Origin of the sequence: Desulfobacter hydrogenophilus, assembly GCF_004319545.1 — a bacterium.
Classification (GTDB): domain Bacteria; phylum Desulfobacterota; class Desulfobacteria; order Desulfobacterales; family Desulfobacteraceae; genus Desulfobacter; species Desulfobacter hydrogenophilus.
On sequence record NZ_CP036313.1, the window covers coordinates 2,779,127 to 2,803,972 of the forward strand.

A 24,846-nucleotide genomic window follows, 5' to 3' on the forward strand; every position below is an offset into this window, starting at 1 on the left:
CTTAAAGGTTATTCAGACTCATTTGGTGGGATGAGAAAAGTTTTCAGACTGTCCATATACTGATCAAACCCCTTGATAAAAATATCATTGTGATTGGCACCAGGGATCATCAAAAGGTCTTTGTCGGCAGAAGGGCAAAGATTGTAAAGCGCTTCGCCTTGTGAAAAGTCAATAATATGGTCAAACTGGGCATGGATAATTAAAAGGGGTTTGTTCCAATGCCTGATTTTATCGGCATTGCCGAATCCTTGTGTTTCCTGAAAACCGATCATGTCAGGATCAAGCCCGAGAGTTTTTAAAAGCGGTGCTGCATGGGCAAATCCGCTTTCGATGATCAGCCTGTCAATGCTATCTTGGCGGGTGGCTGCCAGTTCCAGAGCCGATGCACTGCCAAGGGAGCGGCCCATAACTGTAACTCGATGATCCAGTTTTTTTGAGGGAAGAACAGGTAATCAGTATTGAAAAATGCAAAGGCTGGTCAAGTCGATGCTATAATACCAATTTTCCAAACTGATATCTCACTCATCGGTTGGCCAGCCTTCAATGAGCAGAGTAAAATAAATGTTATTTGAATACAATAGTTCAATTGCAGTATAACACCTCATTTATGAAAATAAGGAATGAGGCGGATGTGTTAATAAATAAGCTGTTGCCGTTTGTTGAAAAGTATACTGATTCACTGAATACTGAATTAACACAGTCATCCCCAGGAATGACCTTAAGCAAATCACAAAAATTCTGGCTGGGTTTCTGCATCACTGGAATCATCTTGACCAGCAGCATCAATTGGGCTGCTTTTTCACGTATCAGTGTGGGATTGTATAAAACTACAGCTCTTTCCTGGATGTTTCGCCATTCTAAAATTGCTTGGGAGCATCTGTTTCATCTCAGCCTTAAAATTATTTTCAAAGTATATGGCATTACCAAAGGTGTTGTCAGTATTGATGATTCCGATAAAAAGCGTAGTAAATGCACAACAAAAATTTTTGGAGTCCACAAAATAAAAGACAAATCAACGGGTGGTTTTTGCATGGGGCAAGGCTTAGTATTTTTGGTGTTGATAACACCAAAACTCAGCTTTCCAATTGGCTACGCCTTTCATATTCCTGATCCAAAAATCAGCGAATGGACCAAGGAGGATAAAAGATTAAAAAAGGCTGGCGTACCAAAATCAGAACGCCCAAAAAAACCGGTGCGCTCAGAAGAATATCCTACCATTCCAATGATTGCCAAGGCTCTTTTAAAAATATTTGTAGAGAAACACCCGGAAATAAAAATAGAAGCGATTGTTGCAGATGCCTTATATGGGAATGCTGAGTTCATGGATGAAGCGTCTAAAATTGCAGGAAACGCCCAAGTTATCAGCCAAATAAGGTACAATCAAAATATTTTACTCAAGAGCGATAAAAAATCAGTTGAAACATATTTTAAAAATATTCAACCAATTCAAAAGACCATACATGTACGTGGAGGTAAAGAGGTTGTTGTACTCATTAAAAGTGCCAGAATACATGTGTGTGCTCATAAGAAAAAAAGATTTGTCATTGCAATAAAATACATTGGAGAAAAGGACTATCGGTATCTTGCCGCTTCGGATCTGACCTGGCGATATCCTGATATCATAGACGCATTTACACTCAGATGGTTAGTAGAGGTTTTTATTCAAGACCATAAGACGAATGAAGGCTGGGGAAATTTGACCAAACAACCTGATGAAGACGGGTCTTACAGAAGTTTGACCCTGAGTCTGTTGGTTGATCATTGTCTCCTGCTTCATCCTGACCAGGTGGCCTCGATAAATAACAAACTGCACGCAAGAACTGTTGGCAGCCTATGTGACACCGTCAAAGTTGACTGCATCTTATCCTTTGTCGAACAAATCATTCATAGTGATGACCCAGAATCCCATTTCAAGCAGATCTCGGTATTTTTAAAAGAGCATTTTGTAAAGGCAAACGATTCTCAAAAGCACATGAATCTAAATTCTTGGGGGAATTATCAATCCGCCCCATCATTAAAATACAAAGCATTCTGTTAACATGGGGATAATAACTGCCAGCGAGGTCTCATGTCAATTTTTAAAAACTGGATCATCGAGTGTAAGGGAGCCTGTGAAATTTTGATTTTTAAGTTCGGTGATGACAAAATCAAGAATTTTATGGCAATCCAGAAGCATTGAGGAGACCGTGGGCGAGCCTGAGGATTTGCCGTATCCCCGGTAGTCGACCACCAGGAAGTTGATGCCCTGACGATTAAAAATGGGGCCAAGATCATCATAGTCTGATACGACCTCGCCATTGCCGTGGAAGAAAAGAATGTTGGAAAATGACGGATCTGCCAGGTGAAAGGCCGCCCCAACTTCAATATCCTGGTCAACCGGAATAAGATATTCCTTGTCGGAAACGGCCTTTCCCGGGTAATCACGCCGTGGGTGAAACAGAAATTGAAGCACCTGGGGTTGATCCAGGGCCGCATATGGATTGGTCTGACTTTTTTTCATTGGATTCTCCTTTTTTGTCTCTTTTGGCGGGTATGGCTCTCAACTTTCTTCAAACCTGCCCAATTTTCTGTTTTTGATTACCTTTTCCCCCATGAATATTTTTCCGTTCATGGCGATATAAACACCGGGGCAAGCCTTTTGAACAGCGCCCAAGGCACAGCCGATATTAAAAATCGCGTCCGTGGCACTGAACATGGCAGGAAGAAGCGCGCCTGTGAGTACAACGATTTTATCCTTTGCGCCGCCATGAGCGATGATGTGTCTGGCTGTTTCCGGCATGGTATCTGTTCCGTGGGTGATAATAATCATCCTGCAGGGGTCAGCCGCAACCGTTTTGGCGATAAGTCCCCTGTCCTCATCTGTTAAATCGAGGCTGTCTTTACGCATAAGTGACGTAATGGTGTAAGGGACTTGCAGATTGAATTGGTTAAGCACCTCCATGGCGTTGGGAGGCCCCACTTCATATTCACTTTTTGCATCAAAATAAATTTTATCAATGGTTCCGCCGGTGGTAATGATTGAAATTGTGTCCATGTGTGTCCCTTTATGATTTGGTTCCGGAGAAGCCCCTTTAAGTCTTACCTGTTTTGTATAACTCGATGATCCAGTTTTTTTGAGGGAAGAACAGGTAATCAGTATTGAAAAATGCAAAGGCTGGTCAAGTCGATGCTATAATACCAATTTTCCAAACTGATATCTCACTCATCGGTTGGCCAGCCTTCAATGAGCAGAGTAAAATAAATGTTATTTGAATACAATAGTTCAATTGCAGTATAACACCTCATTTATGAAAATAAGGAATGAGGCGGATGTGTTAATAAATAAGCTGTTGCCGTTTGTTGAAAAGTATACTGATTCACTGAATACTGAATTAACACAGTCATCCCCAGGAATGACCTTAAGCAAATCACAAAAATTCTGGCTGGGTTTCTGCATCACTGGAATCATCTTGACCAGCAGCATCAATTGGGCTGCTTTTTCACGTATCAGTGTGGGATTGTATAAAACTACAGCTCTTTCCTGGATGTTTCGCCATTCTAAAATTGCTTGGGAGCATCTGTTTCATCTCAGCCTTAAAATTATTTTCAAAGTATATGGCATTACCAAAGGTGTTGTCAGTATTGATGATTCCGATAAAAAGCGTAGTAAATGCACAACAAAAATTTTTGGAGTCCACAAAATAAAAGACAAATCAACGGGTGGTTTTTGCATGGGGCAAGGCTTAGTATTTTTGGTGTTGATAACACCAAAACTCAGCTTTCCAATTGGCTACGCCTTTCATATTCCTGATCCAAAAATCAGCGAATGGACCAAGGAGGATAAAAGATTAAAAAAGGCTGGCGTACCAAAATCAGAACGCCCAAAAAAACCGGTGCGCTCAGAAGAATATCCTACCATTCCAATGATTGCCAAGGCTCTTTTAAAAATATTTGTAGAGAAACACCCGGAAATAAAAATAGAAGCGATTGTTGCAGATGCCTTATATGGGAATGCTGAGTTCATGGATGAAGCGTCTAAAATTGCAGGAAACGCCCAAGTTATCAGCCAAATAAGGTACAATCAAAATATTTTACTCAAGAGCGATAAAAAATCAGTTGAAACATATTTTAAAAATATTCAACCAATTCAAAAGACCATACATGTACGTGGAGGTAAAGAGGTTGTTGTACTCATTAAAAGTGCCAGAATACATGTGTGTGCTCATAAGAAAAAAAGATTTGTCATTGCAATAAAATACATTGGAGAAAAGGACTATCGGTATCTTGCCGCTTCGGATCTGACCTGGCGATATCCTGATATCATAGACGCATTTACACTCAGATGGTTAGTAGAGGTTTTTATTCAAGACCATAAGACGAATGAAGGCTGGGGAAATTTGACCAAACAACCTGATGAAGACGGGTCTTACAGAAGTTTGACCCTGAGTCTGTTGGTTGATCATTGTCTCCTGCTTCATCCTGACCAGGTGGCCTCGATAAATAACAAACTGCACGCAAGAACTGTTGGCAGCCTATGTGACACCGTCAAAGTTGACTGCATCTTATCCTTTGTCGAACAAATCATTCATAGTGATGACCCAGAATCCCATTTCAAGCAGATCTCGGTATTTTTAAAAGAGCATTTTGTAAAGGCAAACGATTCTCAAAAGCACATGAATCTAAATTCTTGGGGGAATTATCAATCCGCCCCATCATTAAAATACAAAGCATTCTGTTAGCATGGGGATAATAACTGCCAGCGAGGTCTCATGTCAATTTTTAAAAACTGGATCATCGAGTATAAATATTTCGATATAAAATCAATCTTGGTATCTTACCCCTTTGCAAAGGGTGCTACTTATTTTTTTCAAGTCCCTTAAAAAAGGGTGATAAATATGATAAACACCGAATCTGAAAAATAACAGATTGGAAAAATAGCCCAATGACACCAGCCATTAACACAGCCCAAAAAGCAAAAATCGATTTTAAGATCCATGAATACAACCACGACCCCAGGGCAGAGTCTTATGGGCAAGAGGCGGCTGAAAAACTTGGGGTCAGCCCTGACCAGCTTTTTAAAACCCTTGTCGTGTCAATGAACAGCAAAGAACTCAGTGTTGCCATCCTGCCTGTGTCCTGCCAATTGAATTTAAAATTGTTTGCCAGGGCCATGGGTGCAAAAAAAGCTGCCATGGCGGATAAAAAGCTGGTGGAAAAGACAACTGGCTATATCCTGGGCGGTGTTAGTCCCATCGGGCAAAAGAAAAAACTGTCAACAGTGGTTCATGACACTGCAAAGAATTTTAAGACGATTTTTGTCAGTGCCGGAAAACGAGGGCTTGACATTGAACTGGCACCGGACGATCTGGTTAAACTGGTCAACGGAAAATTTGAATGCATTTGCGAATAATATGGCACACCAAAAAAAACTATTATTCATGGATCAGGGATGTTAAAGAAACCGCTCAGGTTGAAATACAATAACAAAATAACAGCCATGGGCTGATCTGGTCTAACAACACCCAGACTCAATCCACAACGAAACATGGAAGTAATTTAATATGTTATTTTGATTTTTATATAAAATGTTAAGGTTTTTGTAATGGCCGCGTCCGCCGTCGCTGCCCGTAAGAATAGGGAAAGGATGAACAGCGTTACACCGATTGATTGTCTGATTGATAATCTGATAAAAAAAAATGCCGCATTTGCCTGCTGGTTCCAACCGTCCAGTGACAGCCCACAACTGATTGCAGGGTCGCAGGATGATATTCTATTCCCGGAAAGTATACAGCAGTTAAGCCGGGTCCGCGGGTTTGTGTTTGCCCCGTTTAAAATATCGAATCATGCCCCTGTCATTGCTTTGCAGCCGGCCATACATCTTAAAGGTTACGATCAAATCCAGGCGTTTGACCCAGGAATTTTGACGTCGGCTCCTTTTCGTCAGAAAGCAAAAGCTCCCTGCATTTCAACAAATTTTCAGGATTACCTGGTGTGTGTCAACCATGCCATTGAACAAATCCACGCCGCACAATTTTCCAAGGTCATTGTCTCCCGGCGCATTTGCAAAGAGAAAAAGAATGAATCCATGGGCCGGTTGTTTCTTGGGATGCATGATGTAAACCCGGGCGTGTTTGTCTTTGTGGTAAACCTGCCCAAGGCCGGGCTTTGGATGGGGGCTACCCCTGAACTGTTGTTTCGCTCCGATGGGCGACATGCCCAGACCGTGTCCCTGGCCGCCACCCAGTCCCGGCGCCCCGATGGTCGATACTGCTGGTTTACCAAGGAGATCGAAGAGCAGGCCTTTGTCTCCAGGTACACGCTGGATGTGCTTCACCGGTTTGGTTTTTCGTCCTATCAGACAAAGGGGCCCCAGGACCTTGAAACAGCTACTGTGGCCCATTTGAAAACCTCTTTCTTTTTTTCCGGGGAACAAATCCAGGATCGGCTAGGCGAATTTGTTGAACAGCTTTGCCCGACGCCTGCGGTTTGCGGTTTGCCCAAGGTCGAGGCAGATCAGTTTATCCAGGCCTTTGAACCCCACGACCGACGCTATTATACCGGGTTTCTGGGGCCCTGGCGCCTTGAGCAAAACGGCACCGACGTTTATGTGAACCTGCGCAGCATGGAAATTGAAGATTCCCAGTATGTCCTCTACACCGGCGGGGGAATCACGGCCCGGTCCGACCCGGAACAGGAGTGGGAAGAGACCACGCAAAAGTCCAGAACGCTTTTAAACGCCATAGAGGCATTGCAGGAACAGGCATGATGATTTCAACAAAGCGCCATGTGCAGCAGCTGGCCGCTCTATTACGGAGTAAAAATATTTCAGATGTTGTGCTGTGTCCCGGATCCAGGAATGGTCCCTTAATTCATACTCTGGCAGGTTGCAAAGCGTTTGACTGCCGGGTGGTTGTGGATGAGCGCAGTGCCGGTTATTTTGCCCTGGGGGTAGCCCAGGCAAAGAAAAAACCGGTTGCTATTGTGTGCAGTTCCGGTACGGCTGCTGTTAATTTTGCCCCGGCTGTGGCCGAGGCCTTTTACCAGAATATCCCCTTGATCGTGGTGACTGCGGACCGGCCCGCTTACTGGATTGATCAGCTGGAAAACCAGTGCATCCATCAAACGGCGCTGTATCGAAATTTTATCAAACAATCGTGTTCACTGCCCTTGGCGGAGTCGGACAGTCAGTTGTGGTACGGTGCGCGTTTGATTAACGATATACTGAATACAGCCGTGTCTGATGCGCCGGGACCTGTGCATATCAACATTCCCCTTGAAGAGCCTTTGCACCAGACCGTGGAGGCACAACTGCCTGATGTTAAAGTGATTGAGGCGGATGATACACGGACAAATCCTGACGAAAAAGCCTTGACCGGGGTGGTCGAAGAGATCTCCCGGGCAGATAAAATACTTGTACTGGCAGGCCAGTCCTCCGGCAACGCAGACCTTAGCCGTGCACTGACCCTGTTTGCGCAAAAAACCGGTGCCGTGGTTGCCGCCGAGCACCTGGCCAATTTGCAGATACCTTCTGAGTGCTGCTGTGTCCGTCCGGAATTGGTGCTTGGGTCCATATCCCCTGGTGATGCAGCTGTCTTTCAGCCTGACCTGCTGATTACCTTTGGCAGGCACTTTGTGTCCAAACGTATCCGGCAATTTTTAAGAGATTACAAACCGGATAAACATATTCATGTGGATGCCGGCGGCCGGCATGTGGACACCTACCAGGCATTGACTCGTGTTTGTGCCATGTCCCCGGAACGGTTTTTTAAGCAGTTGGCCGGGATTCAGATCCAAAAGTCATCCGGTGAGTATGCCGGGGCTTGGAAAGACCGGGAACAAGAGGCCTTGCAAATTTATAAACAATATCTGACCCTGGCCCCTTTTAGTGATTTTACGGTATGTGCCGGTGCATTAAAGGCCGTGCCGGAAGATTCAGTCATTCACCTTGGTAACAGCTCCACCGTAAGATATGCTGTGTTAAATCCCGGCATCAAAGGTGTTACCTGGCTTGGTAACCGAGGGACCAGCGGTATTGACGGTTCTATTTCCACAGCAGTGGGGTATGCCTCATGCAACTCCGGGATAAATACGATTATACTGGGAGATCTCTCTTTTTTCTACGATTCCAATGGATTGTGGAATAAATACCTGGGGAAAAATTTAAGGATTGTTCTACTCAATAACGGCGGTGGTAATATTTTCAGTTTTGTGGAAGACCTTGCCGGCCGCACCGGGGAGGACAATCAAGCGGTGTTTAAAAATTATTTTTTTGCGGGTCACAGGACAAAAGCCAAGGGCCTTGCATCAGCCTTCGGCCTTGACTATTTGCAGGCTGACTCAGGTTCCCCGTTGGACAAGGCCCTTGAACAACTTTATAATCCTGATCGGACTGCCCCTACCCTTCTAGAGGTGTTTACGGATGCCCAAACCAACACAAAGGTATTTAAGGGAGTGTTTAAAAAAATTAAAAAAGTACTGATCAATAGTGCTTGAATCAAAACCTGTGTTTGGACCGAAAGTTGCCCAGATGCAAGGCGCAGGAAAATTTGCAACCGGAGCATACCACTGTATGTGAGGATTGCACATTTTTTTGCAACGCCGCAGGTGGGTGACTTTTGCTTCAAACACTATATAGGGAGAGTGAGACATGACAGAAGAACGCCAGTGGGAAACCATCAAAGAGTTTGAAGATATCTTTTTTGAATATTATGAGGGCATCGGCAAGATCACCATTAACCGTGAACGCTACCGCAATGCCTTCCGTCCCACCACCGTCCATGAGATCAGCGAATCCTTGCGCATCTGCCGGGAGGATAAGCGTATCAATGTGATTGTCCTGACCGGGGCAGGGGATACGGCTTTTTGCGCCGGCGGCGACCAGAATGTCAAAGGGGAGGGGGGGTACATTGACAAGGACGGCACACCACGGCTGAATATCCTGGAAGTTCAGAAACAGATTCGGTCTATGCCCAAACCCGTGATTGCCATGGTCAACGGTTTTGCCATTGGCGGCGGCCATGTGCTGCATGTGGTGTGCGATATCACCATAGCCAGTGAAAACGCGATCTTTGGTCAGACCGGGCCCAAGGTGGGCAGTTTTGATGCAGGATTAGGCTCCTCCTATCTGGCCAGCACTATCGGGCAGAAAAAGGCCCGGGAGATCTGGTTCATGTGTCGTCAATATACGGCGGCCGAGGCCCTGGAGATGGGTTTGGTCAATACGGTTGTGCCCCTGGATCAGCTTGAGGATGAGACCGTGGCCTGGGCCATGAAAATGCAGGAACACAGTCCCTTGGCCCTTCGTATGATCAAACTGGGGCTCAATGCCGAGCTTGACGGCCAGTTGGGACTCCAGGAGTTTGCCGGTAACGCCACGCTGTTGTATTACCTGACCCAGGAGGCCCAGGAAGGCAAAAACGCATTTCTTGAAAAGCGGAAACCGGATTTTAGTCAATTTCCAAAGTTCCCTTAAGGAATGAGTCCCGAAATAACTTAGCTTGGGAGCGCGGGCGTCTCGCCTGCATCTTTACAATACTTGCGGACATGCCGGCGAGACGCCCGCGCTCCCGGATATAGCAAAATAAGCAAGTTATTTAAGACCCGTTCCTAACCTATTTTGAATAGGCTCAATAAATAATGAAAGCACGTGTACTTGAACATAAATTACAGTTTAAACGACCGGCAGGGACATCCCGGGGGGTGCTGAACCACCGCCGGGTCTGGTACCTTATTCTGGAAAAAGAGGGCAGGGTTGGGGTGGGGGAATGCGCACCCTTACCGGGGTTGAGCGCTGAGACCATTCCTGAGGTGGAACAGGCCTTTGCAGCACTTACCGCAGATCCGGATGGTTTTTGTGCCCAGGCGGCTCAGCAGAGTATACCCTCTTCGGTACGGTTTGCCGTGGAAACCGCCCTCAGGGATCTGGAACAGACCGGCACGCAGCTTCTGTTTCCTTCCAGCTTCACCCGGGGGGACAAAGGCATCCCCATCAACGGACTGATCTGGATGGGGGCACCCTCGTTCATGAAAGAACAGGTTCGGCAGAAACTGGATTTGGGGTGGCGGTGCATCAAGCTTAAAATCGGGGCGCTTCAGTTTGAAGAAGAACTTGCCATCCTTAAAAGCATCCGGGCGGAATACAGTGCCGATGACATTATTTTACGGGTGGATGCCAATGGCGGTTTCTCCCCGGATAAGGTTCTGGACCGGATGGGGCAGCTGGCAGAACTGGATCTGCATTCCATTGAGCAGCCCATCGCCAAAGGCCAGTGGCCGCAAATGGCCCAAGTGTGCAAACAGTCACCCCTGGACATTGCCTTTGACGAGGAACTCATCGGGATTACAGCACGTGAAGACAAAATTCGTCTCCTGGACACCCTTGCCCCCCATTATCTGGTGCTGAAACCCAGTTTGCACGGCGGGATGAAAGGGTGTGACGAATGGATTGAACTGGCTGATGAAAGGGGGATCGGCTGGTGGGTTACTTCTTATCTTGAATCCAACCTGGGTTTAAGTGCCATTGCCCAGTGGGTCTTTTTAAAGCAGCCCCATATGCACCAGGGCCTTGGTACGGGGCAGTTATTTACCAATAATATGGCCTCCCCCCTGCAAATCCGTGGGGAAAAACTCTTTTTTGATCCGGGTAAACGGTTTATCTTTCCGGGGATTTTCTAAGGCCGTGAATATCTTTCCGGATACCCTATGCCTCAATGGTACCGTGCACCGGGTGAAAAGGCTTCTGCAAGCGGGGCGTCCGGCCTGCTCCCCAGGCATTGAATCCGATGTCATTGATTTTCTGGCCCAATGGTATGGGCCGCAAAACACCATCACCGTCCACACCTCGGGCAGCACAGGTCCGCCCAAAACCATTTTTCTGACGAAAAAGTTTGTGGTCCAAAGCGCCATGCGCACCCTTGATTTTTTTGAACTGAAATCCGGGCAGCGCATCCTGCTGTGCCTGCCCTTAAGGTATATCGCAGGAAAACTTATGGTGGTCAGGGCACTTTTGGGCAGGCTTGATCTGTGCACCGCAGACCCAACCGATGATTTTGCGTTCCTGGCCCGGTGCCGGGATAATTCCTTCCGCTTCGCTGCCATGGTGCTCAACCAGGTGACAAAATTGCTGGGAGAACCAAATCGGTTTGAAGGTCTTGATAGTTTACTTATCGGCGGTTCAGCGTTGCCGTCACGGCTTGAAACCGAACTTGGGAATGTGCCCACGGCCTGTTTTGCAAGTTACGGCATGACAGAAACTGCCACGCATATTGCCCTTCGCCGGATAAACGGTCAAAACGCATCTGACCGTTTTCAATGTCTTAAGGGAATTCAGGTGGGACTGTCCGAAAGGGGATGCCTGACCATTGAAATGCCTGGCCTGGATGCGCCGTGTCTTGTCACCAATGACCTGGCTGAGCTTGATGGTCATAAAACCTTTAGAATCCTGGGACGAGCCGATCATGTAATCATCTCCGGTGGCATAAAGTATTTTCCCGAAATCATAGAAAAAAAATTGGAAGACCTTATTGCATATCCGTTTTTCATCGGGGCTATGCCTGATGAAACCCTTGGGCACAGGATTGTTCTGGCCATCGAAGCCCGGTCGGATGAACAGTTTGGAAAAAAGCTGGAAACCTTTTTTCCCCAAAGATTAGACCGCTACGAGAGACCACGGGATATCGTGTTTAAGGATACATTCAAGCGCACTGAAACAGGAAAAATAATCAGGCAACTTTAACTGCATCCCTTGGGGTCATTAAGCTGTGTTGATATTTATAACCATAGAATCCTGGAATTTGAATGGTTGACATAGGTTTTTATTTTTCAATATGATAACCTGATTAAGTTCATTGTTTTTCGTTTCATGACACAATTAGCCGACAGGCCCGAATCGAGATTTGGATTTTATTGTTCCCAACCGGCCGGTCTTAAAAAGCCGCCCGAATCTTGTTTAAACAGGGAGATTTGAAATGACCAACGCATTGAAACCAAAGTTCAATCTGGAACACTTCAGGTCCATCAGCCATGCAATTTCAACCTACGATGATCCGAAACTTTTGTTAGCGCATATTACAGAAGGAATCGCCAGAACATTTAAAATCAAAGGCTGTTGCACCCTTGTTTTGGATGAAAAGGAAAATCAGCTTTTTGTGGTGAGCAGTTACGGCATCAGCCAGCAATATCTGGAAAAAGGTCCCATCTTTTTTGATGAAGAAGACTCCGCTCTTGCAAAGGGGGAGCCTGTTTTCATTCAAGATATGCAGGCCGATCCCAGGGTCCAGTATCCAAAGCAGGCGGCAAAGGAAAATATCGCATCCATGCTCTCAATACCCATTAAATTCAGGCATACGGTTACCGGGGTCGTGCGCATGTATCATAATGAGGTCATCACCGTCAGCGAACAGGATCTGGAGTCTTTGTCCGTTTTGTTTGAGCATCTGGGAATAGTGATTGAAAACAACGGCCTTACAAATGTGATTGACCAGTTTAAGGCGGCTATGAATAATTTGCCCTATAGGCTCCTTGATTAAATCCGGAGTAAAAAAATGAGGCAAATTATATGGGAAAATCATACATCCAGGATACCAGTGATTTTTATGCCAAGACAGCGGATATATCCTCCATCTGAACGGCCAGATTTATAAGGTGATTGGTCATGCCAAGGAGCAACGCTTCGGTATTGAATATCAAATTTTTTTGCAATATTTTGACATACGCCATTGGCAAGGGGTTTCACACGGTTTACATGATTAAAAACAACACGGAAACGTATGGCAATCTGCGCCAGCGGTTGACTGACACCGATTTTTCCATACTGGATCAAAGAAGGCTGGTGAATTTTAAAAAAGGCTCGTGTTGCGTTTTGGGGTCTTATTTTTATGATTGTTCATAATAGCCTGAGAATATTGGTAATACCCCAACAATAACAGATTGCAAGCCTTTGCTATATTTGGAATAAATTCAAATAGTTGCCGAAAATATGCTTTAAAAGGCCCTGAAATGCGACATGAGCCAATATTAAGTGGGGTCTGGCCCGTTTCCTTTAGGTATAATGCAATATCCAATGTTTGAGCCAATACCTTTTTCTATAAAAACCAAGTCTTTTATCTTGAGATTTTCAATGATTTCATCGACAATCGGTGATAAATTCACGTTGGCCTTTTCCCCGGTTTCTTTTTTTATATGAGCAACGAGCTCGCCTTTCGTAGCTCCATTGTGCTTTTTCAAGTAGACCAATACCATATTTTTAATATGTCTATTTGATGTCGCTTTATAGATAAAAAACAATACCCCTACAAAGCTGCTCTGTAATAAAAAGGAAAGCAGATAGTATCCATAAAGCAACAGAAAAATATTCAGAATTATCATTCCAGTTATAATAAAAAAGAAAAAAAATCTTTTCACAATACATTCCTCTTCTCTAAAAAAGGGTGTTGGAAACGACAGTACTAAATAAACGCAATTATTTTAAATTTCAAGTGATTAGGTGTTGGGATAACCTTTGTTTAAGTGTTTGCTTTTTAAGGTTTAAATCAAAAAAAACAACCCAAAAAAACAAAGTCATTATGCTTTAAGAATTATCAGACGGATGGTCACAAGGCAATTCAAAAAGATATTTTTAAGGCTCATCTTAAATATGGAGTTACATCTTGAGTAGTCAATTAAGGAATGAGACCGAAATAACTTGACCTGGGAGCGCGGGCGTCCCGCCTGCATTTTTACTGCAGGCGGGACGCCCGCGCTCCCGGATATATCAAAATGGGCAAGTTATTTAAAATCCGTTCCTAAGTGTTACATCGGACCTCTATTTTATATTAGGACCTGCATGAAGATTTGATACGCCTTGTATATGACCCAAAGTTCAGCGCAATTTTGTTCACTTTATTTCATCTACGGTCCTAAGTTGACCCGAGCAGTTTTTTTCCCAAAAACCTTTAATTCTAAAATAAATTTCGGTAATATTGAGGGCTTAAACTGTTTTTAGGGCACAAGGTCTGTGGCGTTTGCCGGCAAAAACCTTATGTTTAAAGAGACTTGTGCCCTCAACCTGCAATAATGAAAGGCTTTAAAGATCATGTGCAACCATTGTAGTGATCACAATCACGACCATCACCACCACGAACATCCTGAAATTGTTCAGCTGATGCCTGTCCAAAACAGTCTGTTTGCCGTCTACCAGACCAAAGACCCCCTGGACTTCAGTGTTGAAACCGGCAAAAACGGTCTCAGCCTTGTTCCAGTGCTGTTCATGGGTTTAATCCGCCATGGAGAAAAGACCATGGTGGAAGGTTTTTTTGCCTCCAGTACCATTAACTCCTGCGAGGATACCCAAGGGTTCAAGGGGTATGCCTCATCCCTGGCACATGCTGAAAAACTGTACGCTTGAAATTAATCCCTTTTTTATAATTAAAACTTAGATGACCTGATGGGAGATGCACCTGTCAGCGTTTTTTTGTTTAAGGAGTTGTGCGCATGCATAAACTGTTAAAGGACAGCCCCGGAGAGAAAATCATGCTCCTGGGCAACGAAGCCATTGCAAGGGGCGCTGTTGAAGCCGGTGTCGCCTTTGCCACCACATATCCGGGGACCCCGTCCTCAGAAGTCTCTTTGAATCTGTTTCAGATGTCCAGAGAATCTGATCTGTATTTTGAATACTCCACCAATGAAAAAGTCGCCCTGGAAGTTGCGGCTGCTGCGGCCAATTCAGGACTTCGCACCTTTTGTATGATGAAGCATGTGGGGCTTAACGTGGCGGCTGATCCGTTGATGACCCTTGCCTATATCGGCGTAACTGCCGGCATGGTGATTTTAACAGCAGACGACCCGGCCATGTTCTCCAGCCAGAACGAGCAGGACAACCGCTACTATGCCAAGTTCGGTCATTTTCCCATGTTCGAACCTTCGTGTGTGGCCGAGGCCAAGGATATGATCAAAGAGGCCTTTGAACTGTCTGAAACCCTGAAACAGCCCGTGATCCTGCGCACCACCACCCGGATCAACCACTCCAATGCCTTTGTCACCTTTGGCGACATTAAAGAGCGACAGACAAACGGCCGGTTTGAAAGGAATCCCATGCGCTGCGTCACCGTGCCTGCCGTAGCCCGGAGACTGCATGTTAAGCTTCTGGAACGTATGGACAAGGCCGCCGGTATGTCTGAAGCTTCAGCATTCAATTTTGTTACAGGGCAGGGCGTATGGGGGGTTGTGGCCAACGGAGTGAGCTACCATTATGCCCTGGATGCCGTAAAAGATCTTGGCATCGAATCAAAGGTTAAGATTCTTCGCCCCGGGTTTTCCAACCCCATGCCCAAGGATAAGATTAAAGACTTCCTGTCCGGCTGTGAAAAGGTGCTTGTCATCGAAGAGGGAGAACCCTTCATGGAAGAGGCCATCAAGGCCTTTGCCCAGGAAGCGGGCCTTGTCATTCCCATCCAGGGCAAGACCGATACCCTGTTCACATCGTTAGGGGAATTTCATCCCGCGATGGTCCGGGAGAATATTGCGGCCTTTTTCGGCATAGATTTTACCCCGGCCCCAAAGATTGATACCTCCGATATACCTGAAATAGCCAACCGTCCCCCCAATCTTTGCTCCGGATGCTCCCACAGGGCCACCTTCTACGCCATTAAAAAAGCTGCCCAGGGAATGGATGTTATTCACCCCAGTGATATCGGTTGCTACACGTTAGGCTTTATGCCGCCGTTGTCCATTGGGGATTTTGTGATCTGCATGGGTGGGTCGGTGAGTACCTCCTGCGGTTTCAGCAAGGCCACGGACCAGAAGGTGGTCAGTGTGATCGGCGACTCCACCTTTTTTCATTCAGGCATTACAGGCCTTGTCAATGCCGTGTTCAACCGCCACAACTTCACTTTGGTGATTCTTGAAAACGGCATCACCGCCATGACCGGCCATCAGCCTCATCCGGGCGTGGATATGGAATTGATGGGCATGGACGGGTACGGCCGGGTAAATATTGAAAATCTGGTCAAAGCACTGGGCGTCGAGCATGTTTCCGTGATCAAGCCCTTTAAAGTGAAAAAGAGCATTGAAACCCTTAAAGAAGCCATGGCCTTTGACGGTGTCTCCGTTGTCATCTCCCAGGAGCCCTGTATCCTCTGGGCAAAGAGCATTAAACTTAAAAAACCCAGAGCTTTTGAGGTGACCGATAAATGTACGGACCACAAGGAGTGTATCAACGGGATCGCCTGTCCATCCTTTTACATTGAAGAGGGCCGGGTGAAAATTGATGCGGATACCTGTGTGGGTTGTGCTTTGTGCGCCCAGATCTGTCCTGAAAACGCCATCCGCCCATTGAAATAGACAAGGAGATAAGTTCGATATGAAACCATTAAGAATGATCATCGTTGCAGTTGGCGGACAGGGCAATCTTCTGGCATCCAAGGTCCTGGGCGAAGCCGCCCTCATTGAAGGGGTGGAGGTGAGAATGAGCGAGATCCACGGCATGGCCCAGCGCGGCGGTGTGGTGGAATCCTCCATTATTTTCGGCGATGCCTCATCCTCCATTATTTCCGATGGGGAAGCCGATATTCTGCTGGGATTTGAACCGGCTGAAACCCTTCGCGCCATTGCCCGGTGTTCTGCCAATACAAAAGTGATTACCAACACCGCGACCCTGCCGCCCTTTACCGTGGGCATCGGCAAAGGGACCTACCCCGAGGTGGATGAAATCAAACGGGTGCTCAAGGAGAAGACCGCCGGCCTTGTGGCCATAGACGCCATGGCCTTGGCCCGTGAAGCCGGCTCCCCCATGAGTGTGAATATTGTGCTGTTGGGCGCCTTGATCCAGACCGGTGCCCTGGGCTTTTCAAAGGAAAACGTCAAGGCCGCGATCAAACGCAGGATTAAACCGGCGCTTGTCGAGATGAATCTTAACGCCTTTGATTTGGGATTTGAAGCTGCTGCAGCCGGCACGGTATAACTGAAAACCGCTTTTGTCCCGGCACAGTCTTTTTGTTCCGGGGCACAAAGACGGTTAGAGAGGAAAAGATGAATACTCAAGAGCAGATAACACCGGGCATAATTCATGTCATTAATGGTCCCAATTTAAACATGCTGGGAAAAAGGGAACCCGAAATTTACGGGGCGCTTACCCTTGATCAGATCAACGAAGAACTCAAAAATCGCGCAGATGCATTGGGACTTTCCCTGGATTTTTTCCAGTCCAATCACGAAGGTGAGATCCTGGATTATATCCATGTCGCGTTTGAACAGGGGCCTGCCGGTGTGATTATCAATCCGGGTGCCTTGACCCATACCTCTGTGGCCCTGCGTGATGCCATTTCCATGCTGTCATGCCCCATTGTAGAGGTGCATCTGTCCAATATCCATAAGCGCGAAACTTTTCGCCATACCTCCATGATTGCCGGTATTGCCACCGGCCAGCTTACCGGGTTCGGCCATTATGGCTATTATATGGCCCTTGATTTTCTTCACTCCCTGGCCGGTTGAGCATGACCGGGTTCTTTGACGTCCATACTCATCTCCATGATCCACGGATAATTGAAAACGCCCCGGATATTGTTCAACGAGCCCAAGACGCCGGGGTGGCAAAAATAGCTACCTGCGCCACCATGGAAGACAATTTTGGGAGTACATCCCAATTGTCGGAAAACTTTTCCTGTGTGGTGCCTTTCTTTGGGATTCATCCCTGGTTTCTTGACACCCTTAGCCCGGATTGGGCGAAGAATCTGGGCCAATGGCTGGAAAAAATACCCGCCGGGGTAGGGGAGGTTGGGCTTGATTTCATGGACAAAGGGGCTGACCGGGATCTGCAGGTTCAGGTTTTTAAAACCCACCTGGCCTTGGCCTGTGACTTGAACCGGCCCATTAACATCCATATCCGCAAGGCCTGGGACACAATAGTGAAAATTTTGAAACACCATGGCCCTCTGGCCGCAGGCGGGGTCATCCACTCCTATTCCGGATCTGCCGACCTTGTTCCGGTTCTTGAGAAATACAATCTTCATATCTCCTTTTCCGGATCCGTAACCCGGCCCAATGCCAAAAAGGTGGGCTTGGCCTTAAACGCGGTCAGTCTTGACCGGATTGTTTTTGAGACCGACACCCCGGATATTGTGCCCCAGTTTATTCTGGATGCCCATCCCGGGGAGACCTCGTTAAATGAGCCGGCCAATGTGCCGGAGATTGTCAGGGTGGCGGCAGAGCGAAGGGGCATCTCATTTGAAACCCTGGCACAACATGGATATGAGAATAGCCTGGATCTGTTTGGGTCTATTTTAAAGGAGAAAACCAAATGACCCGGGATTCAAGCCTGATCAATCCCTTTGCCCGACTTGAGCAACTGTTGGGAAAGGCGGCGGTTGATCGGCTTAAGCGTTCCCGGGTGGCCGTCTTCGGCCTGGGGGCTGTGGGCTCTTTTGTGGTGGAGGCCCTGGCACGGTCCGGTATCGGTTATTTGCGGCTTGTGGATTTTGACCGGGTGGACGCTTCCAATATCAACCGGCAGATTTATGCCCTGCACTCTACCCAGGGGCTGGAAAAAGCAGTCGTGGCCCGAGCCCGGGTTCTGGATATCAATCCCGATTGTGAGGTGGATCTGCGCACTTCTTTTGTCAATGCCGACAGCCTGTCCCAGTTTTTAAGCCCGGATCTGGACATGGTGGTGGATGCCATTGACGGGCTCAACGCAAAGGTCAGTCTGATCCTGGAGGCAAAACAGATGGGGCTTAATCTTATATCCTCCATGGGGGCTGCGGGCAGAACCGATGTATCCATGATCCGAACAGGGGATCTTTTTGACACCGAAGTGTGTCCCCTGGCCCGGATGGTGCGACGACGGCTGCGCCGCCGGGGACTTTCCAGCGGCGTGCCCTGCGTTTACTCCATTGAGCCTCCACTGAACAAGGAACCCTTTGAGGATAAAGATGCCGTGGATCCCCTGGAGCAGGACCATGTGGATGGCGGCCATGGCCGGCCAAGGCCGCCGATCGGGTCTGCCACCTGGGTGCCGGGGTGTTTCGGGTTGACCATCGCAGGCCTTGCGGCAAAGACCCTTACCTCTGAATAGCGCATTCCCGCCAGTTTTTTATACGCCTATCAATTGGATTTTAAATTTGATTTGAGGCGGACTTGTGGGTTGGTAACTATCGGGGTTAATCTCCAGTTGGTTTTCTGCTTTTTATTTTAAGCCGGCACTATTTACAGGGTTTAAGAAAAGTTGAAAGGGTAATAGACAGAATCCGCTTATCACTATATTGGCCCATTCTGCCAATTTCACTGTTAGCGTATTGATCAATAAAGGGAATATATGGTTTTCAGGTACTCTATCAAATGCGATACATGTTCGACACCTCATACCTTAAGAATAAGCGTTGGACATAATGACTGGCAAGATCATACATTTATGGGTAATTCTGGGTATTTCTTAACAGGTTATCATCATCATGAACCTTTATTGGAAGAGAAAATCAGAACCGGAAAGCCTTTTGGCCCGAATAGTTTCTATTTTATTATTAAAAATATTATCGGATGGAATCCTCGACCAGGGTTACCGGGCTGCCTAAAAAGAAATAGTATCATCTCCTTGGAATTAATGAGGACCGTATTTCCAATGGGCCTATCCGCCTGTTATGAGCTTAACAGGCATTTTTCATTGTCTTCTTGTGATTCATAATAACGAGCTTCTATCAAGTTTTTTTCTGGATCTCGAAAATACACGGATGTTCCAGTTCCACGAGATCCCCAACGCAACACGGGGCCTTCTTCTATATCTATATTATTCTCCTGAAGTCGTTTCAAAAGGTCCTCCCAGGTTTGTTTTTTCAAAGCTATGCAGAAGTGATTTAAATTGTAGTTTATTTTCCCCGTTTGCGTATTGTGTTGCCACATCTTTTTGGGGAATAGATCAATTATGGTACTGGTATTCATTCGCACCGATGGAAACGGCACTTTCCCAGCATAATATTCCTCGATTCTTTCAGGTTTCAACAACAGTACCTTCGTATAGAAATGAATCATCTCCTCGTCACTCTTCATGTTCAAGACTATGTGGTCCATCAAGCATTCCATGTCCAGGGCCTCCCAAAATGATTGTTGACTCTCTTTATTTATTTTGAATTGGATTTCAATCCACTCATTTCATGTAAACAAGAAAAAATAACTATAGATATATTAAGTAGAACGCTGTTTTTTTAATTAATGCAACCTGGTTCCTTTTTGTGTATATTAATCGAATTTTTATCAAACATATAATATATAAGGAATTAAAATGAAAGTTGATTTAGATAAGGTCAGTTATGTTTTTGGACAAAGTGTAGGTGGTGATTTTAAAAGACAGGGATTTGAAATTGATCCTAAAATTTTTGCGGATTCTTTTATTGCGGCTTTTAACGGGAAAGAATCCGAGATGCCTGTTGGTGAAATGCAGCACATTATGCAAAATTTTCAAAGAGCGATGGAAGACAAAAAGCAGGCAGAGCGAATGCAATCAGGGGAAAAAAATATTGAAGCCGGAAAGAAATTTCTTGAAGAGAATAGTAAAAAAGAGGGGGTTAAAACCACTGAAAGCGGACTTCAGTATAAAGTGATCACTGAAGGAAGCGGAAAAAGGCCTGCTGCTACAGATACCGTTGAAACGCATTATGAAGGCAAGACACTTGATGGTATAATCTTTGACAGCTCATACAAACGTGAACAAACAACAACCTTTCCACTGAATGGCGTAATCAAAGGTTGGACAGAAGCGCTTCAGCTTATGACTGAGGGTTCAAAATATGAGCTGTATATTCCATCTGAGCTTGCATATGGTTCAACCGGCAGTGGGGGAACGATTGAACCATATTCTACATTGATTTTCACTGTTGAACTTATTGCAGTAAAATAGCGGATCATCGTAAACAAACCTTAGCGGCCCATTTTGATACCAAAATGGGCCGCTAAAAGATAAGGTGTGTGGATTGAAGATGAAATGGTATTGCCGTATTAACCTATTGAAACAAAATTAAATATTCTATATTATAGTCCTATCTCATGGCTCTAATTCGTTAAATTTTTACCTGAATTTCTTTGGGGGAAACCTGGCCATCAGCTCCCTGTTAGCTTTTATAAATAGGCTGTCAAAATAAACGGGATATTCAGAGATGGAGATTTTATATGACTAAGTCAATTTCTGCCTCAGTTGGCAAGAATGGGGCTAACAGACCAAATGCCGTAAAAATAAGCCAAGAGCTACTAAGGACCGCAGATTAAATAACTTGAACGAAATAGCTTGCCTTTTGGCCCATCTACTTCGTTGCATCAAAGGCCCAATAGGCATGCTATTCAACCTTTAATACGCCTTGTAGATGAACCAAAATTCGGCGTTATTTCTGCCCAACTGATTTAATCCGCGGTCCTAAGCATATATATCCCGATTAATCTAAATTAAAAAAGAGGAGGGCACGTTATTATGTCTCAGATCAATGGTGTGATGATGCAGTATTTTCATTGGTATATCCCCAATGATGGAACGTTCTGGACCCAGGTGCGTGATTCGGCCCAGACCTTGAAAGATTGCGGATTCAGTGCGGTATGGCTGCCGCCTGCATACAAGGGGCAGGCGGGCGTGGATGATGTTGGGTACGGCGTCTATGACTTGTATGACCTGGGGGAATTTGACCAGAAAGGTTCGGTACGCACAAAGTACGGCACCCGTGATCAGTATCTCGAAACGATTCAGGCACTGCACGACAAAAAACTGCAGGTTTACGCGGATATCGTTTTTAATCACAAGGGCGGCGCTGATCGTACTGAGTGGGTAAAGGCCTTGGAAATGCGAGGAGACGAACGGCACTTTGAAATTGTCAACCCGGAAAAGCCGGACTATTGGATCGAGGCGTGGACTGAATTCACGTTCCCGGGGCGTGCCGGCAAATATTCTAATTTTGTATGGAATTACGACTGTTTCGACGGTACCGATTGGGCTGAGAACTTTTGTATGAATGCGATTTTCAAGTTTACGAATCGCGGCAAAGACTGGGACCAAATGGTTTCCGGGGAGAAGGGAAATTACGATTATCTCATGTTTTCGGACGTGGATATGAATTCTTCGGAGGTTCGCACGGAATACGCCCGCTGGGGGTGTTGGTACCTGGAGACGACCGGAATTGACGGCATTCGGATTGATGCCGTCAAACATATTCAATTCAGTTTCTTTCGTGAGTGGCTGGACTACATGCGCCGTGTCGCCTCTTTGAATACAAAGAACGGGTTCTTTGCAGTGGGAGAGTATTGGTCAAACAATGTAGGAGAACTGCACAATTACATCCGAGCGACCCATGGTAAGATGTCCCTTTTCGATGTGCCGCTTCATAAGAAGTTCCACGATATATCCCGGGCCAATGGACACTACGACCTGAGGACAATCTTAGATGACACACTCACCGGTGAGCAGCCGGCCCTGTCGGTTTCGTTCGTAGAAAACCATGACAGTCAGCCGCTCCAGGCCCTGGAGTCCCCGGTGGGTTGGTGGTTTAAACCGGCAGCCTATGCATTTATCCTGTTGCGGCAAGAAGGATATCCCTGTGTCTTTTACGCGGATTGGTTTGGGGCAAAATACAAAGATAAGGAGCGGGACGGCAAGGCATATGAAATCGACATGGTTCCAGTTCCTCATCTGTCCCGTCTGGTGGAACTGCGACGGTCACACGCCTACGGTCGTCAGCGGGATCAATTCACGCATACTCACATGATCGGTTGGACACGGGAAGGCGACGCGGATCATCCCGGCTCCGGTCTGGCAACCGTCATCACCATCGGTGGCGGCGGCGCGATGTGGCTGGAAGTGGGGACGACCCACGCCAACGGGAAGTATCGCGACGCCCTGGGGAACATGGACGGTACCACAATTGATATAAATGCTGACGGATGGGGGGAGTTCCCCGTCTCCGGGGGAAGTATTTCAGTTTGGATGCCGGCCTAGGCATTCGGCAGACACTGCGGCAACCAGTGCCTGCACAGTCAACGGGACTACTGCAGCGTTTTTTTCGCGTCCCCAATGCCATGGCCGCTCATATATTTTTTAGCAGGCATATTTCGAAATTGACATTTTTTGGGATCTTATCCAGGTGCCTTTCAGCAGATTAAAGACGTTTTTAGGCATGCCAAAGGGCAGATCCACCAGAGAATAATCATAGTCAATATTGATGTTGCCGATAAAGCTGCTTTCCAGACCGGATTCATTTGAAATTGCACCGACGACATCGCCGGGTTTTAGGCCATGCTTGTAACCCACTTCAATGCGATATCGTTCCATCCCTTCTTCAGTAGGCGAAATTTTATTGGGCCTAAGCCGGTCAGGTGTCTGCTTTTGTCTTGGTGCAACGGGTGCTTTGGCCTTCTTTTCAGGTTTTTTAGCGGTCTTTTTAGCAGCAGGTTTTTCAGCCGTCTCCTTCAGTAAAAACGGTGTGTTGCCCTGGAGCATCTTTGCCAGGGCTGCAGCCACCTGGGCAATCGGAACATCCTGTTCCTTTGCGGTGGTCTCCACCAGATCCGTAAACGCGCTTAGATCTTCGGTGCCGATGGTCTGGGTGATTTTATTTTTAAAATCATCCATCCGTTTTTTATTGATTTCCCTGTTGGAGGGCAGGGCTATTTCTTCAACTTTCCGGCGGGTGGCGTTTTCGATCCGTTTTAACATCCACCTTTCTTTTGGCTGGACAAATAAAATGGCTTCACCGCTTCGTCCGGCCCGACCGGTTCGCCCGATCCTGTGAATATAGGGTTCGGTTTTAGGGGGCATATCGTAGTTGATAACGTGGGAAATCCGGTCAACATCAAGTCCCCTTGCCGCCACATCGGTGGCCACGAGAATATCTATATTGCCGTTTTTCAACCGGTTAACCGTCCGTTCCCGGGCCGCCTGGGCAATGTCTCCGTTCAGGGCCTCTGCTTTGAATCCTTTTTCTTCCAGGATTTTTGTCAGGCCCATTGTGTCATTCCGGGTTTTGGTAAATACGATGACGCCATCATGGGAAGACGCTTCAAGTATCCGAACCAAGGCATGACTCTTTTTTACATGCTTTACCAGCCAGAATTTTTGTTGAATGGTGCTGGTGACATCTGAATCATGACGGATAATAACCTTTTCAGGGTTTTTAAGATATTTGCCTGCAATTTTTTGAATGGGGGCCGGCATGGTCGCGGAAAATAGTGCGATCTGAGTGGATTGGGGGATTTGGGATAAAATCCATTCAACATCATCAATAAATCCCATCTGCAACATTTCGTCTGCTTCGTCCAGCACCAGGCCCGTTAGATCGTCAAGACACACGGTTTTACGCCGCATATGGTCCATGAGGCGGCCCGGTGTCCCCACAATTACATGGACGCCTCGTTTTAACTGGCTTAACTGAACACCATAGCTTTGGCCCCCGTATACAGCCAGAACGTTAAGGCCTTTCATTTTTACGCCATAGTCACTGAAAGACTGAGCCACCTGGATGGCAAGCTCCCGGGTCGGGGTGACCACAAGAACCTGGGGGTGCCTGTTTTTAAGATTGATCCGGGAAAGCAGCGGCAGTGCAAAGGCTGCTGTTTTTCCGGTTCCGGTCCTGGCCTGACCCAGCAGGTCTTTACATGCGATCATATGGGGAATGGTTTTGGTCTGGATCGGAGTCGGGGTTTCATAACCAACCGTCTGCAAGGCCGCGAAAACATCCGGGCTCAAGTTCATTTCGTCGAACCCGGCTTGTTCTAAATTTTTATGGGGCATGGTTTTCCTTAAAAGCAAAAAAGGCCAGCACAGCCAGCCCTGTATATCAATATTAACTCAAAACATTTATATCTATACGATTTTTTAAGAAAATACAAGTTGTTTTATTTTATATCTGATTTTGGACGTTGCTATCTGCA

The 24,846-nt window shown here is 46.4% G+C and carries 24 protein-coding genes; 17 read left to right on the forward strand and 7 right to left on the reverse strand.

Going from position 1 to position 24,846, the window contains the following annotated elements; genetic code table 11:
- Positions 1 to 8 precede the first annotated feature (8 nt).
- Positions 9 to 407, reverse strand: coding sequence for an alpha/beta hydrolase (locus EYB58_RS12370; protein WP_242637343.1), 399 nt, complete (start codon positions 405 to 407; stop codon positions 9 to 11).
- Positions 408 to 607: 200 nt separating this feature from the next.
- Here EYB58_RS12370 and EYB58_RS12375 point away from each other — a divergent pair, with 200 nt between their 5' ends.
- Positions 608 to 2,038: a transposase gene (locus tag EYB58_RS12375; RefSeq protein ID WP_170299865.1), complete on the forward strand. Its 1,431-nt coding sequence runs from the start codon at positions 608 to 610 to the stop codon at positions 2,036 to 2,038.
- 33 nt (positions 2,039 to 2,071) lie between these two features.
- Here the strand turns inward: EYB58_RS12375 and EYB58_RS12380 are convergent, their stop codons facing one another.
- Positions 2,072 to 2,500 (reverse strand): alpha/beta hydrolase, encoded by a 429-nt coding sequence (locus EYB58_RS12380; protein ID WP_242637344.1) that lies wholly within the window; start codon positions 2,498 to 2,500, stop codon positions 2,072 to 2,074.
- A 39-nt stretch (positions 2,501 to 2,539) separates the two neighbouring features.
- Positions 2,540 to 3,034: an asparaginase domain-containing protein gene (locus EYB58_RS12385; RefSeq protein WP_111960865.1), complete on the reverse strand. Its 495-nt coding sequence runs from the start codon at positions 3,032 to 3,034 to the stop codon at positions 2,540 to 2,542.
- A 253-nt stretch (positions 3,035 to 3,287) separates the two neighbouring features.
- Here EYB58_RS12385 and EYB58_RS12390 point away from each other — a divergent pair, with 253 nt between their 5' ends.
- The 8 genes from EYB58_RS12390 to EYB58_RS12425 all read left to right on the forward strand — a co-directional run bounded on the left by EYB58_RS12390 (position 3,288) and on the right by EYB58_RS12425 (position 12,506).
- Entirely contained in the window at positions 3,288 to 4,718 is a 1,431-nt protein-coding gene (locus EYB58_RS12390; protein WP_170299865.1) for a transposase, read from the forward strand.
- Between the two features lie 203 nt (positions 4,719 to 4,921).
- Positions 4,922 to 5,389 (forward strand): Cys-tRNA(Pro) deacylase, encoded by a 468-nt coding sequence (gene ybaK / locus EYB58_RS12395; RefSeq protein ID WP_111956683.1) that lies wholly within the window; start codon positions 4,922 to 4,924, stop codon positions 5,387 to 5,389.
- A gap of 234 nt (positions 5,390 to 5,623) precedes the next feature.
- Entirely contained in the window at positions 5,624 to 6,745 is a 1,122-nt protein-coding gene (locus EYB58_RS12400; protein WP_111956820.1) for a chorismate-binding protein, read from the forward strand.
- On the forward strand, positions 6,742 to 8,472 hold the full coding sequence (gene menD / locus EYB58_RS12405; protein WP_165477766.1) for a 2-succinyl-5-enolpyruvyl-6-hydroxy-3-cyclohexene-1-carboxylic-acid synthase: 1,731 nt from the start codon (positions 6,742 to 6,744) through the stop codon (positions 8,470 to 8,472). Before EYB58_RS12400 ends, menD begins: the two co-directional genes overlap by 4 nt.
- Before the next feature lie 154 nt (positions 8,473 to 8,626).
- Complete coding sequence (gene menB / locus EYB58_RS12410; protein WP_111956685.1) at positions 8,627 to 9,451, forward strand: 1,4-dihydroxy-2-naphthoyl-CoA synthase; 825 nt, start codon at positions 8,627 to 8,629, stop codon at positions 9,449 to 9,451.
- A 164-nt stretch (positions 9,452 to 9,615) separates the two neighbouring features.
- Positions 9,616 to 10,653, forward strand: a complete 1,038-nt coding sequence (locus EYB58_RS12415) for an o-succinylbenzoate synthase (protein ID WP_111956687.1) — start codon at positions 9,616 to 9,618, stop codon at positions 10,651 to 10,653.
- Between the two features lie 4 nt (positions 10,654 to 10,657).
- Positions 10,658 to 11,713, forward strand: a complete 1,056-nt coding sequence (locus EYB58_RS12420; protein ID WP_111956824.1) for an AMP-binding protein — start codon at positions 10,658 to 10,660, stop codon at positions 11,711 to 11,713.
- Between the two features lie 232 nt (positions 11,714 to 11,945).
- Positions 11,946 to 12,506 (forward strand): GAF domain-containing protein, encoded by a 561-nt coding sequence (locus tag EYB58_RS12425; RefSeq protein ID WP_111956689.1) that lies wholly within the window; start codon positions 11,946 to 11,948, stop codon positions 12,504 to 12,506.
- 38 nt (positions 12,507 to 12,544) lie between these two features.
- On the opposite strand, the gene EYB58_RS12430 is transcribed toward EYB58_RS12425, so the two are convergent.
- Both EYB58_RS12430 and EYB58_RS12435 read right to left on the reverse strand, forming a co-directional pair.
- The gene (locus EYB58_RS12430) at positions 12,545 to 12,799 is read right to left on the reverse strand and encodes a hypothetical protein (protein ID WP_131072058.1); all 255 of its coding nucleotides are present in this window, start codon (positions 12,797 to 12,799) and stop codon (positions 12,545 to 12,547) included.
- A 194-nt stretch (positions 12,800 to 12,993) separates the two neighbouring features.
- Entirely contained in the window at positions 12,994 to 13,380 is a 387-nt protein-coding gene (locus EYB58_RS12435; protein WP_111956691.1) for a hypothetical protein, read from the reverse strand.
- Positions 13,381 to 14,050: 670 nt separating this feature from the next.
- Here EYB58_RS12435 and EYB58_RS12440 point away from each other — a divergent pair.
- The 6 genes from EYB58_RS12440 (at position 14,051) to EYB58_RS12465 (ending at position 19,024) form a co-directional block, all read left to right on the forward strand.
- Positions 14,051 to 14,362 carry a hypothetical protein gene (locus tag EYB58_RS12440; protein WP_111956693.1) on the forward strand — a complete coding sequence of 104 codons (312 nt, stop codon included), beginning with the start codon at positions 14,051 to 14,053 and terminating at the stop codon, positions 14,360 to 14,362.
- An 86-nt stretch (positions 14,363 to 14,448) separates the two neighbouring features.
- Positions 14,449 to 16,296: an indolepyruvate ferredoxin oxidoreductase subunit alpha gene (gene iorA, locus EYB58_RS12445; RefSeq protein WP_111956695.1), complete on the forward strand. Its 1,848-nt coding sequence runs from the start codon at positions 14,449 to 14,451 to the stop codon at positions 16,294 to 16,296.
- Between the two features lie 19 nt (positions 16,297 to 16,315).
- Positions 16,316 to 16,915 carry an indolepyruvate oxidoreductase subunit beta gene (locus EYB58_RS12450; RefSeq protein ID WP_111956697.1) on the forward strand — a complete coding sequence of 200 codons (600 nt, stop codon included), beginning with the start codon at positions 16,316 to 16,318 and terminating at the stop codon, positions 16,913 to 16,915.
- A gap of 68 nt (positions 16,916 to 16,983) precedes the next feature.
- Positions 16,984 to 17,445, forward strand: a complete 462-nt coding sequence (aroQ, locus tag EYB58_RS12455) for a type II 3-dehydroquinate dehydratase (protein WP_111956699.1) — start codon at positions 16,984 to 16,986, stop codon at positions 17,443 to 17,445.
- Between the two features lie 2 nt (positions 17,446 to 17,447).
- On the forward strand, positions 17,448 to 18,254 hold the full coding sequence (locus EYB58_RS12460; protein ID WP_111956701.1) for a TatD family hydrolase: 807 nt from the start codon (positions 17,448 to 17,450) through the stop codon (positions 18,252 to 18,254).
- Entirely contained in the window at positions 18,251 to 19,024 is a 774-nt protein-coding gene (locus EYB58_RS12465; RefSeq protein WP_111956703.1) for a tRNA threonylcarbamoyladenosine dehydratase, read from the forward strand. The genes EYB58_RS12460 and EYB58_RS12465 overlap by 4 nt, the downstream gene beginning before the upstream one ends.
- 560 nt (positions 19,025 to 19,584) lie before the next feature.
- On the opposite strand, the gene EYB58_RS12470 is transcribed toward EYB58_RS12465, so the two are convergent.
- Complete coding sequence (locus EYB58_RS12470) at positions 19,585 to 20,025, reverse strand: VOC family protein (RefSeq protein ID WP_111956705.1); 441 nt, start codon at positions 20,023 to 20,025, stop codon at positions 19,585 to 19,587.
- A gap of 199 nt (positions 20,026 to 20,224) precedes the next feature.
- Between EYB58_RS12470 and bamJ the strand changes: the two genes are divergently transcribed.
- Both bamJ and EYB58_RS12480 read left to right on the forward strand, forming a co-directional pair.
- On the forward strand, positions 20,225 to 20,839 hold the full coding sequence (gene bamJ / locus EYB58_RS12475; RefSeq protein WP_111956707.1) for a BamJ family beta-barrel-assembly machinery protein: 615 nt from the start codon (positions 20,225 to 20,227) through the stop codon (positions 20,837 to 20,839).
- 564 nt (positions 20,840 to 21,403) lie between these two features.
- Positions 21,404 to 22,915 carry an alpha-amylase gene (locus tag EYB58_RS12480; RefSeq protein WP_207309043.1) on the forward strand — a complete coding sequence of 504 codons (1,512 nt, stop codon included), beginning with the start codon at positions 21,404 to 21,406 and terminating at the stop codon, positions 22,913 to 22,915.
- 99 nt (positions 22,916 to 23,014) lie between these two features.
- Here EYB58_RS12480 and EYB58_RS12485 read toward each other — a convergent pair whose 3' ends face one another.
- Positions 23,015 to 24,706 (reverse strand): DEAD/DEAH box helicase, encoded by a 1,692-nt coding sequence (locus EYB58_RS12485; protein WP_111956709.1) that lies wholly within the window; start codon positions 24,704 to 24,706, stop codon positions 23,015 to 23,017.
- Positions 24,707 to 24,846 lie beyond the last annotated feature (140 nt).